This is a genomic window from Bacillus sp. JK106 (assembly GCF_053663355.1).
The window spans coordinates 567,212-580,360 of the sequence record NZ_JBSJQC010000002.1 but is presented as its reverse complement, the minus strand read 5'-3'; the positions used below and the strand labels follow the sequence as shown (position 1 = coordinate 580,360).

Sequence of the window (13,149 nt, the reverse complement as noted above, 5' to 3'; positions counted from 1 at the left end):
ACAACCTTTCTTCTTTTACAAAGTAAAGAAACAGAGCAGGTGCTACTCTGTTTCATCAATAATTTCAAGAAGCCGTTTTTTATTCTGTTTGATTTGTTTTTTCCGATTTGAATCCGGCCAGTACTCTTTTCTGACAAACTCGGCAGGCGGCAGCGGAGTTCTGACGGAATGATATGAATCATCCAGGCCGCTTACCAAAAGGTGGGCGTTTGTTCCGCCAAAACCGAAAGCGCTGATGCCCGCCCTCCGTTTTCCATCCTTCCAGCTTCTCAGTTCTGTATTCGGATAAAAAGGCGACTTTTCAAATTCAAAGCGGGGATTTGGCGTTTCACAATTCAATGTAGGCGGAATTTCCTTATGCCATATTGATAAAATCACTTTAATGAAACTTGCCGCTCCGGCGGCGCTTAATAAGTGTCCGATATTGGTTTTTACACTTCCTACTCCGCAAAATTGCGTTTTGTTTGTGTCTCTTCGGAATACTTTTGTCAGAGCCTGAAGCTCAATCGGATCTCCAATCATCGTGCCTGTGCCGTGAGTTTCGACGTAGCTGACTGATCCGGGAGTGATATCGGCTTTTTCAAATGCATCTTGAATAACCTGCTCTTGAAGCTTAGGATTCGGAGTCGTAATTCCCATTGTCGCACCGTCGTTATTAATAGCTGATGCTTCAATGATACCGTATATCCGATCTCCGTCAGCTTTTGCTTTCTCCAGCGGTTTTAACAGAACAGCGCCAAAACCCTCTCCGGGTACAAAGCCGTTTGCCCTTTCATCAAAAGTAAAACACTGACCGTCCGGCGAAAGAGCTCCTCCTTCTGTTAACATCAGGTAAGGAATTTCATCCAAAAGCAGATCCGCCCCTCCTGCCAGCGCCATTTCTGAATCACCGTTTTTTATGCTTTGGCAGGCTAAATGAATGCTGACTAATGAAGAAGAACAAGCGGTATCAGACACCATGCTTGGACCGTGAAAATTAAAGAAATGCGACACATGTGAAGCAATAAAGTTTTGACTAAGCCCGACGATGTGGCTGCTGCTTTCTTTCGGCAGTTTGTGACCGTATCCGCCCATTCTGGAACCGACAAATACGCCGACTTTTTTTCCCGATAATTCTGTTTCTTTATAACCGGCATCCCGTACAGTCTGTACACTCGTTTCTAAGAAATGTCTTATCAGCGGGTCCGTTTGGATGGCTTTCTCCTCTTCCATACGGAAATACTCCGGATCGAAGCTGCCGATTCCATTAATAAATCCTCCCCATTTGCTGATGCTTTTTCCCTTTTGCTGCACCGGAGAGTAATTTTCTTCTATATTCCACCGGGAATCAGGTACTTCTTTAATATGATTCTTCCCTTTTCTCAGATTGTCCCAAAATTCCTCTTTATCAGCCGCGCCCGGAAACTTACATCCGATTCCGATAACAGCTATCTTTGCAGAGGAAGGCGTCTGCGGTTCTGTATCTCGGCTCGTCACAGACTGCATATCATGCTGATTGCTGCTTTGAGAATCAGTCTGTTCGATTTGTTTTTTCAACGGCGGCGCCGTCTTACCGATATATTCCGCAAGACCATGAATCGTGTTGTGTTCAAGAAGCACAGTAGGGTCGATTTTTTTCTGAATCATTGCTTCTATACGATGTATAATGCTGACAAGAAGTATAGAATCCACACCGTATTCCTGAAAATCCGTATTTGGGTTAAGCTTTTCAAGGGGGATGCTCAATTCCTCGGCAAATACGGCAGAAAGTTCACTGACAAGCCCTTCTGAATGATCAAAAGTGCCGGGATTCTCCTGTCTTCGGGCCGGAAATGAAGTCTTGCCGGTTTTATTGATGTTCAGGAGACTGCCTGCATGAAACACTGTTCCTTTTTTCACGATAGGAATGATATTGGCCGATTTTTTCTCCAGTGCATGATACAAAATCGCCAGTCCTTCCCGCGTGGATAGAGAGTCCAATCCCAATTCATCATATAAAGGACTCGTCACAGTACCCATTCCGACTTCTTTCCAGCTCGGCCAATTGATGGACGTAAAATACGTTCTCCCCTTTTGAAAATGATAAGCCGCGAAATAGTCCATATATGCATTTGCAGACGCGTAATCAGTCATTCCTTTCGACAGTTTGGGTGACTGTGCTGCAATTGATGAAAACAGAATAAAGAAATCCAGCGGCCTATTATTAAAAATCCGCTCCAAATTCTGAAGTCCAGTGACTTTCGGCCCGTACACCGTCTTAAATTCACTCATTCTTTTATGAATAAAGGCCGGATTTCCGCCGCTGTGCAGTCCGGCACAGTGTATGACACCGCTAATATCTTTAAATTCAAGGCTTACTTGGTGAAAGAATGAACGAAGCTTCTCTTCATTTGTGAGAGAACCGCTGTAATACAGATAGTCGACACCTTTCTCTTCAAAACTTTGAAACAGTTTTATATTGCTGACTGTCTTTTCGTCCTGTCTGCCTTCTTTCAGCAAATGATCCCATTCACTTCGCAAAGGTAATGGACGCGTACCCGTCAGCACGAGTTTTTTCACTCCCCGTTTCACCAAATCTTCAGCTATTGCTCTGCCAATGCCCCCTGTCCCGCCGGTAATGACGATGGCTTTATCCGCAGGAAATGAAACAGGCCCGCCGCCGGTATGGATTCTTTCTTCTTCAAAATACGGAACATATCTGACGCCGCTGCGGTAGCATACTTCATTCTCTCCGGTACATTGCGCCCTCTCAATCTCAAAGATTTGTTTCAGCTCATGCGTTTCTTTCATGCTGTCTATATCTATTGTTTTCACATGAACAAAGCCGTATTCCGCAGAAAGGGCTTTCAGAAAAGCCGCTGATTCTGCACCCGTCAGTTTTGGTTTTTCCGCTTTAAATACCTGCAAGCCATTGGTTAGTTGTAGAATGGATAATGGTGTTTCCTTTTTACTCCGCTTAATTATTTCTTGTATAAATAAGAATTTACCATATGGGATGCCGTTCTGATTGTCACTCTGGTTTCCGATATCTGAGAAATCAAATATATTTTCGACCTGCCGCTCACCGCCCGAGAAGATCTCACAGATAACGTCGTATGCGTGGTTTTCATCTAATAAAGAACACTCAAACATTTGATCAGAGTGTTTTATAAATGAAGAGTGATGTTTTATGACAATCAGATTCTCCTGATCTATATCTGAACAAATGGTGCGGGCAATTGATTCTGTGTCTTGATTCACAAATACAACTGTCAGTCCGTACTCTTTTGTTTCGGAAGGATTTACAAACGGATTCTCCCTCCATTTTTTTTGCAAGTGATGTTGAAAAGAATGCTGAGGGATCTCTGCCCTCTCAGTCCTGAACGGAACCCAATAACGTTCTTTTGCAAACGGATAAGTCGGAATTGAGATCCGTTTACCCGGCTGCTGTAAATGTTGATGAACGGATTTCCAGTCGATATCCGCCCCCCAAACCCATAATTGAGCCAGCTTTTCCGCTTCACCGTTCTCAATAATGGTTTTTACAAACAATTCACCTGCTCTGCCTTCCGTTAACGCCTTCATTTTTTCAGCAAATGCATCTGATTGCTGATTAACATATACGCCTGGAACTTGCTTGTCCCCGCGGCAAAACTCAGATAATTTATCTTTCATTTCTTTAAGAGAGGTACCGGTAATCGCCGCTCTGGCCTCCATCGCTTCTCTGCCCGATTGTGTAGTGTATGCCAGATCCCGTAAAACGACGCTTTCCGATTGGCCGCCTTCCATCACTTCATTCGGGAACATGTTTCTTATCGCTCCGGCATATTCCTTCAGTAAGTATTCAGTAACCGCTTGAATAGAGGGGCAATCCGTTAATTCATACATCGTGAGTTCAATATGAAACATTTCGTTAATAAAATCCGCCATCCGGCTTAATTCCAAAGGCCCTACGCCAAATTCACTCAGGTGATCAGAAATATTAATTTCTTCCGGATGGATATGAAGCAATTCCGAAACAAACGGTTTGAGTACTTCATTCACCTTTTCTTTCATATCAGGCTGTTTATCCTTTACTTCAGGACTTAGTGAACGCTGAATAAAATCTTTCATGTTTTCGGCATACTCAAGAAGACGTTCATTGTCTTTAGCAGATAACAGGACAATATGCGGTTCGTTCTCAACATGTTCTGTTGAGACGTTTGTTTCTTCATATTCTTCTATAATGATATGAACATTCGTTCCTCCTGCTCCGAATGAGCTGATTCCCGCTCTTCTCGGAACAGTTACTGTTTTTCCGTTTTCCTGCAGTTTCGGTTTCTTCCAGTCTTGCAATGACCGCTGTACATAAAAGGGAGATGCTTTAAAATCAATATTTGGATTCAACGTCTCCGCATGTATGGAAGGAAACAGTTTTTTCAATTTCATTTGCAAAAGAACCTTTGTCAAACCGGCAATTCCCGCTGCGGCCTCAAGATGGCCGATATTTGATTTGACAGAACCGATTGAACAATATTGAGTGTGCTCCGTAAATTCCCGAAACGCTTTTGTTAATCCGGTGATCTCAATCGGGTCTCCCAGTGCGGTTCCCGTTCCGTGAGCTTCAATATAACTAATTGTACGAGGGTCAATACAAGCTTTCTGAAGCGCGTCCTGTATCAGTTCAGACTGACCATTTGGATTAGGAACCGTAAAACCGTTTGTTCTCCCTCCGTGATTGACCGCTGTCGCTTTAATCAGCGCATAAATATGATCTCCGTCCCTTACCGCTTCCGCCGCCGGCTTTAAAAGTACGGAGCCCACTCCTTCTCCCGGTACATAACCGTCACCGCCCTCGCCGAATGTACGGCATCGGCCATCACTTGCAAAGAAGCGGCTTTGATTTAATAATGTATATTTATTCGGATGAAGTGTAAGATTGACCCCGCCCGCAACAGCAAGTGTGCTTTCCCCTCTCCGTATACTTTCACAGGCTAAGTGAATGGCGTTAAGAGAGGATGAACACATTGTATCCACCGCCATACTCGGCCCCTTAAAATTAAAGAAATACGATATTCTGTTTGCTATTGCAGAAAATGGAGACCCGACGGCCAGTTCATTTCCTTTAAGTGATTCTTCAACGCCGAAAAATTGATAGCTTCCATATGTGACGCCTGCAAATACTCCGACCTTTTTGCGGGTCAGATCTGAAGGTTTATAACCCGCATCCTCTATGGTATTGTACACTGTCTCTAAAAAGAGACGTTCCTGAGGATCAAGAAAAGCCGCTTCTTTCGGTGATATCCGGAAAAATAAAGGATCAAACCGGTCTGGATTTTTCAGAAAACCTCCCCACTTATAGCAGCTTCCCTCGAGCATTTCCTTCCGGTCATCAGGAATTTCGCTTACGCAATCCCGTCCATTCATCAGCACATTCTGGAACTCCCTGATGTTTTCCGCACCCGGGTATCTGCCGCTGACACCGATAATGGCTATATCAGCAGAAAGGGGATCGGCCGCAATGTGCTCTTTTGAATCTTCTCCTTCAGAGCGTGCCGGCGCTTTTGTTTCCACTGGTTTTCTTTTTTGCTTTTTTTGATATGAAACAAGTTCAGATCTGCCGGCCGGGTTCAGCAGTTTCATCATTCGTTCGCTGTGATGACTCAGGAAATATTCGGCTAACTGCGATATTGAATGATATTCAAAAAATAATGTTTTCGACAATCTGCCGATACTTTGCTCCAGCTTTTTGGTCAGACGCATGATCATCACTGAATCAATGCCGTATTTCTCCAGGTATTGTTTTTCATCTATGAGTGAGGCCGGTAATTTCAATTCCTCTGACATTATATTTTTTAGATAACTGATGATATTTTGTCTTAATTCATCGCTTTGCAAATCGGCATCTTCCTGCTGGTCTGAATGTAAGCTGATTGTGCCGGCACGCTTCAGCACATCCTCAATCTTTTCTTTTCGACCTTTCAGGGCGATCAGCTGTTCAGATGATTGACACAAGCTGTTCTCCAGAGCCTGCATTCCGTCACCGTCATCTAGCGGGTCAAGGCCGAGTTCCTGTTTCATGTAGGATATTCCTTCATCGTCAATATTCATCCCGCCGGAAGTCCATAGCGGCCAATTGACTGACACCACCCTTTCGGCAGACTCTTTTGCGGTCATAACTGCTGCATACTGATCCAAAAAGGCATTGGCGAAAGCATAGTCACATTGGCCGGCTGATCCGAAGACTGCCGATGTGGATGAAAACAAGACAAGTAATTCAACTTTCATTTTTTTGATTTCTTCCGCCAGCCAGAGCGTGCCATAAACTTTCGAACTTGTGACTTGATCGATTTCTTCTTTTGTCTTTCTTAAGATAAAAGAGTCACGGAGTACGCCGGCACTGTGAAATACTCCATGTAAGGTGCCGAACTGCTCTTTTGCAAAAGCAAACATCCGTTCAGCATCACTTTGTTTTGAAACATCAGATCGGATGTATTCAATTGTTGAACCTGAGCTTCTTAAATATTCGATCTTTTTTTTCTGCTCTTCAGTTAAATCAGAGCGCCCTGTCAATATGAGATTCGCTTTCCATTTTTCCGACAGATGTTTTGCCAGTATATAACCGAGACCGCCCAGGCCTCCTGTAATCAGATAATTCCCATGATGTTTCAGCGGCTGGGTTAAATCGAATGAGCCGGCTTTATTATAGCTTTTCGTAAAACGTCTGCCGTTTTCATAGCGCACTTCAAAATGGATATCCCGTTTTTCGTCACACTCTCTCTGATATATATCAGCTATTGCTGGAAGAGCGGCTCCCGCACCCTCTGAAAGGGTGATATTGATAATCTGATAGTGAAAATTGGGGTGTTCCTGGTGAACGGTTTTCACCAATCCGCCGAGAGCATGATGCAGCGGCAGTTGTTCTTTATTCTCAGTTTGAAAAACATGCGTCAGTTTTAGTATCTTTTTCCATTTTAGTTCAATCAGCGCCTGTGTAATATACAGAAGAGAAAACAATCCGTTTTCCAATTGTTTCTGTATACCTCCCTTACTCATGTCAGCCTGAGAATCAGACCACAAGTGAAGAATCTTTTCGGGCGGCTGATAATGATCATGAATGTATCGGAACAGCTTTAGATAATCGTCTTTTTTCACGTGGTTCATACAAATCGTATCATCATGTAAAACAGCAAATTCTTTTCCGCGGATGACAAACAAGAGAGTGCAGTCCTTAAACAAACCGCTCAATTCTTGTATTTGCCGTTCATTTTCTGCAAAAATCAGGAGCAATCCCGTCAAGGACACGCTCTTCTTACTCGGAATGAACGATTCTGTCCATTCCGGCTTGTAATATAAAAGCGGATGGTTCGATGCCCGTGATTTTTGATTCTGAATGGATGTCACACGGGCATAGCCTTCGTCAGCCGACATTTGTCCTGTTTGAATCAGATCAAGAATATCGCTGATTTGTTCACGTTTTCCGTTCATCATTCTTCCCCCATTAATTGTTTCAATACAGCCTTCTGATCAATATCATTGGTTTCTAATTGACGCAGGAGACGAATGAGTTCATCGTCCGTCTGAACAGTGTCTTTTTCATGACCATATCTGAATCTCACATCTCTGCACTCCGCCAGAATGCTTCCGTTTCCATCTGTAAATGTCATATGACATGTTACATCACGGCTGTTCTGCCGGTTCTCTTTTTGAGTATAGACATAAAAATTTTGAGCGAGAGGCTGATAGACATCCGCCGCTCCCATTCCGATCAATTCCGGGAAGGTTTCTCCGCTGACAAAAAATGCACTGGCTTGAATCGCGGACTCAAGCGCTTCAGGTGAAATCGTAAAATTTTCTCTTTTTGCATAAAGCTCATCCGGCATTGAATGAAGCGACAGCATTCCGTAACTGTTTTTCACTGATTCTATGACAAAAGGCGCTTCAGCCGGATGTTCAGTCATTTCTGATTTGACTTCAGCAATATCTAGCGCTTCAGGAAGCATACCGCTTTCAGGCTTAACCATATGCGCATTTCCCCTGGCAAGACGTACTTTATTCTCATTTTTTGTGTTTGCATATATGTCAAACCGCGCAAAGTCACGCTCAGGCGTCAGCGTAATCATCAGTTCCAGTATATCAGTCATCCCGTTCATGCTTTCGGTCCACAATAAATCGGTCAATGTTTGAACTGGTTGTCCAAATGCCGCCGCTGCATTGACGATAGCCATTTCAGCCAAGGATGCGTAAGGGAAAAAGGACACGTTTCCTTCAGACAGACTTAGTGCGAACGGATGATTACGGCTGATTTTTTTCGTGAAACTGAACTGATTAAAATCGGACGTGTTACTCCCCAAGAAAGGGTGACCCGTCTTACTCACATCCGCTGAAACAAGTGCTTCCCCTTTTTCCGCTATCCAATACCGCTGTTTGATCAGCGGTTGTCCCGGAATAGAAATCCTGCGGGCATTCCGATTCACCTCAAAAGTCTCCCAATCTATCTTTCTTCCGTTTACCCATTTGGATGCTGCTTCGGCGTAATCTGAACAAACGTGAGGCATTTCATTGTGAACTTCTGATTCGAATGTATTACCGGTATAGCTTAAGCTGCTTTTTTCACCCCTGGTATAAGCTGAAAGCTCTTCAGCAATGACCTGCCCGGAATCTGCCACTATCGCCAGCCGTTCTTCCATATGATCGCGTCCCGTCTGAAGTGTATAGGCAATATCCTGAAGACGCAGTTTATGATTGTTATCCTTCGATTCATTTTCTGATAGAAAATCAGCCATAACCTTCGCATATTTTATCAGCCGTTGTTTGTCTTGAGCCGATAAAACAAAGATCACTCGGCCGCTTTGATGATCAAAAACTTTTGGCGGCTCATACGCTTCCAATATAAGATGCGCGTTTGTCCCTCCTGCCCCAAAAGCGCTTACCCCGGCTCTTAAAGGATGAACAGCATGGCTGTTTTGCGGAATATTCCATTCAGCCGCTTTCCGCTGCACTTGAAAAGGAACCTGATCAAAATCTATAAACGGATTAACAATATCGGAATGCAGAGAGGGAACAAGCTGCTTATTCTTCATTTGGAGAAGCACTTTCGTTACCGCAGCGATTCCTGCCGCAGATTCTAAATGTCCGATATTTGATTTCACCGAACCGATGGCGCAAGGATGGTTCAATTGATAGGAATCTTTCAGTCCTTGAATTTCAATCGGATCGCCTAATGACGTCCCTGTTCCATGCGCTTCAATATAATTGACGGTGTTCGGATCAATGTCAGCTTTACGAAGCGCTTCTGAAATGACCTCCGCCTGTGCATCCGGATTCGGTATGGAATACCCGCTCGTCTTTCCTCCGTGGTTAACGGCGCTTCCCTTAATCACACCGTATATTTGATCTTGATCTTCTATTGCGTTTTTCAATGGTTTTAACAATACAGCTCCGACTCCCTCACCGGGAACATAACCGCTTCCGTCTTTTCCAAAACTCCGGCATCTGCCGTCACTTGATAGAAACTGTCCCATGCTGAGGAACTTATATTTATTCGGATGTATTGACAAATTCACTCCGCCGGCTAATGCCATATCGCTCTCTCCGCAATGTATGCTTTGGCATGCGTAATGAATAGAGGTCAGTGATGAAGAGCACATTGTATCCAGAGCCAAACTCGGACCTTTTAAATGAAAGTAATAAGACACCCGATTGGCAATTGAAGAATAGACGGAAGCCGGCGAGAAAGCCACTCCGTTTTCTTCTCCTTCAAATAGTTGATATTGGCCCCACATGGCACCGACAAATACACCGACTTTCATCTTTTCCAGCATGTTTCTCGGGTACCCTGAGTCTTCAAAACAATTTTTGGCCGTTTCTAAAAAGAGCCTTTCCTGGGGATCCATAAGTTCTGCTTCCCGTGGGGAAATATGAAAGAAAAGCGGATCAAATTGATCGGCACCGCTGATAAAACCTCCCCACTTGCTGTAAGACTTCCCTTTCATATCTCTGTCTTCGCTGAAGAAATCAACCATATTCCAGCGGTCAGGCGGGATTTCTGTAATACAATCTTTTCCGATCTTTAAATTATCCCAAAATTCAGGTAAGTCTTCAGCCATCGGATACTTTCCGCTTAATCCGATAATGGCAATGTCTTGATGCCTTATATCAGCCGTTTCATTTATTTGGATCTCACGGCTTTCATCCTCTATGAAGGTATCTTGAAGTGCAGATTCCAATTTTTCTTTGTCACCTTCAAACACGATCAGCTGTGATGCGTTCAGAGAGAGTGAATCTTGAAAAGCTTTGATCCCATTGGTTTTACTAAGAGGAACCATACCGATTTTTTGTTTCATCCATTTTTCAGTTTGTTTATCCACTTTCATGCCGCCGTCTTCCCATAGGGGCCAGCCGATGGCTACTGAGACGCCGGAGCGTTCTTTTTTCCGCCTCATTCCTTCACGCCACTCAGCGAAAAGATCGATGAACCTATTGGCCAATGCGTAATCCGTCTGTCCGATATTCCCGTACATCGAGCTGCTTGATGAAAACATCACAAAGAAGTCCAAAGGTTCGGTTTGCAGCAAGCTGTCCAATAAGACCGTCCCATTTATTTTCGGAGCGATCACTTCCTGAATTTCATCTTTTGATTTTTGAATCAATAAAGCGTCGTGCGTCACACCGGCACTGTGTATCACACCGTTGATTTCTCCGAATTGCCTTTTAATGGTTTTTATGATTCGCTCTGCATCGCGGCTATCTGAAAAATCTCCTCTTATATATTGAACCGAAGAACCGCCTGCTTTCATTCGGCTGATTTTGTTCTTTTTGTCTTCCGTCAGTTCAGAACGGCCCGCTAAAATAATATTGGCTTTCGTTTGCGCTGCGATATGTTCTGCAAATATAAGGCCTAAGCCGCCGGCCCCTCCTGTAATCATGTATACTCCGTTTTCTTTAAAGGAGAAACTTGAGTTTTGAGCCGGTTCTGCTTCCCGTAAGGCACGGACCCAGCGCACATTTCCTTCATAATAAAGATCGGTTTCTCCCGGATGCGCTTCAGTTGATTCGCATCTGATGATTTCAGCTGTAAGAGCCGGCAACGATGACTTGTCTGAAACTGATATCCCGATTGTCTTAAGGGCCAGTTTCGGATTCTCAAGCAAAATAGACCGCCCTGCGCCATGGACTGAAGCGTAAAGCGGCTGATCATTTTTATGATCCGCCGGATAAAGGAAAAGCGATACAACCTTTTTTTCCGCCTTGCTGCGCATCAATGCCCGGCTGAAAAAGAATAGCGGGTAAGCCCCTTTAGAAAGCTGTTCACTTATTTTTTCCGGGCCGGCAAATGATCCTTCCGACCACCCGTACACCACGGTGTCGGGCATTTGCCCCCTTTTTTTCAGATCAGCTGCAAGCCTGTCAAAGTGGGCTTCCTCCCTGTGATCTATCTCATAAACACCGTCTCCGTGATAGGAGAAACGATTCCCTGATAAAACGAGAATGATCTGTGTATTTTCGAATCCATTTTCAGCATTTTCCCGCATAAAATGAAAAAGCTCTCTGTCATATTGAAACAGCAGACATGTTCTTTTCTTTTTATTTCCGCAATGCGGGTCCCAAGCGGCAGCCTTTTGTCTCCAATACGGCGTTAAATAGGTCAGAGCCGTATGATTCTCTCCATGATGAAGAGGGAGGTCTTTGTCAACGGAAGTCTTTTCGCCGCTCTCCGCAAAATAATTTGCAAGTTTTTGAATTGTCGGATACTCAAACAATAAAGTAGGGTACAGTTCCCTGCCTGTTTTCTCTTCCAATGCTTTTACGGCTTGCATAAGTGTGACGGAATCCAGGCCTTGTTCATAAAAACCTTTTACCACAGAGAGTGTTTCAGGGGCAGTCCCTTTGATGTCTGCGATCAGCTGCTGAATGTCTCCTTCTGTTATAAGAGCGGAAAGATTTTCGTTCTTACTTTCTTTCATGTCAGGCTTTTCAGCCGGTTGATTTTGCGTTAAGAAATAACTGGACATTTTTTGATTTTCTTTAATATACGCGGCGAGTTCCCGGATCGTTTTCTGCTCAAACAGGAGTGTAGGATACAGCTGTTCCCCTGTTTTGTTTTCAAGTTCTTTGACAATGGCAAGCAAAGAAGCGGAATCCAGGCCTTGTTCATAAAAACCAATGTCTGTCCTTATGTCACGCAGGTCTATATTTGAAACCCCGGATATTAATTCTTTAAGGTGTGTCTCAATGCTTTCGCTTCGATCTATGATGGAATCTTTTCTGATCAGGCCGTCTTTTGGCTGAGAAGCCGCTTCAGTTTCTAAACGAGTCTGCTTCAGATTTTCAATTAAATCTTTTGAGCGAATATGTTTCACAGACAGCCGCGTAAAATAAGCGATCATCTCCCCGTGTGCATCGTACAAACCGTAACTGACTTGGATGACATCCCCTGAATCATGATGTTGGTCTTGCTTCTCTATGTACACATAACACCTGTCTTCCAGGCGCTTCGTCATACGGAAAGATTCAATATGAATGGGAATATACGTTTTCATCCGGCTTGCCGGAGATCCTTGTGTAAAATATTCGGGACATGCCTGATAAAGGATCGATATGATGGTAGACGCATCAAGAAAAGTGGGATGCAATTGAAAATAGCCGGTATATTGTTTGGCAATTTGGCTGAGCGACAACTCTGCAAGTACAGAATGATCAGACGCATAAACCTTCCCCAGACTCTTCATAAATTCAAAATGCTCTATATCAACCTTTTTTAAATAGTCATAACATATCTCCATATCGGCTTCACGGACGGAGGCATGTTTGATTTCATCGATATGAATTGAACTCATGTTTTCCGGGAATTTCTGCATGAGCCTGCAGTTCATATTCTCATCCCAGCTTTCATCCAGAATGCGGTCATCTTTTACCTTTCTGCTCTTCGCCTGAATTTCCCATCCCTGTTCCAATCCCTGAAAACGAATGCGGATTTCTCTGTCAAAGGTATCCGATGTTGCTACAGGTTCCAAATACAAAATATTCTGACACTCGAGTTCTTCAATAGGCAAACCTTTGCTCAGCGCCATACGGTATATCATATCTAAAAATGTGACACCGGGTATAATCCGGGTGCCATGCACCCGGTGATCCCTGACAATATAGTCCGTATGTTTAATTGTTAATGTGAACTGATAGTTTTGATTACTGGCCACCTGTCTCATTCCT

General features: G+C 43.8%; 2 protein-coding genes. Both read right to left on the bottom strand.

The genetic code is table 11. The annotated features are described in order from the left end of the window. Nucleotides 1-42 precede the first annotated feature (42 nt). A complete protein-coding gene (locus ACWJJS_RS08380) occupies nt 43-7,425 on the bottom strand; it encodes an SDR family NAD(P)-dependent oxidoreductase (RefSeq protein WP_454023481.1) in 7,383 nt (2,460 codons plus the stop codon). Further along, complete coding sequence (locus ACWJJS_RS08375) at nt 7,425-13,136, bottom strand: type I polyketide synthase (RefSeq protein ID WP_454023480.1); 5,712 nt, start codon at nt 13,134-13,136, stop codon at nt 7,425-7,427. Before ACWJJS_RS08375 ends, ACWJJS_RS08380 begins: the two co-directional genes overlap by 1 nt. Nucleotides 13,137-13,149 lie beyond the last annotated feature (13 nt).

Coding starts and splice junctions, on each gene's coding strand:
- ACWJJS_RS08380 (WP_454023481.1), bottom strand. CDS start 7,425: ATGAACGGAAAACGTGAACAAATCAGCGATATTCTTGATCTGATTCAA.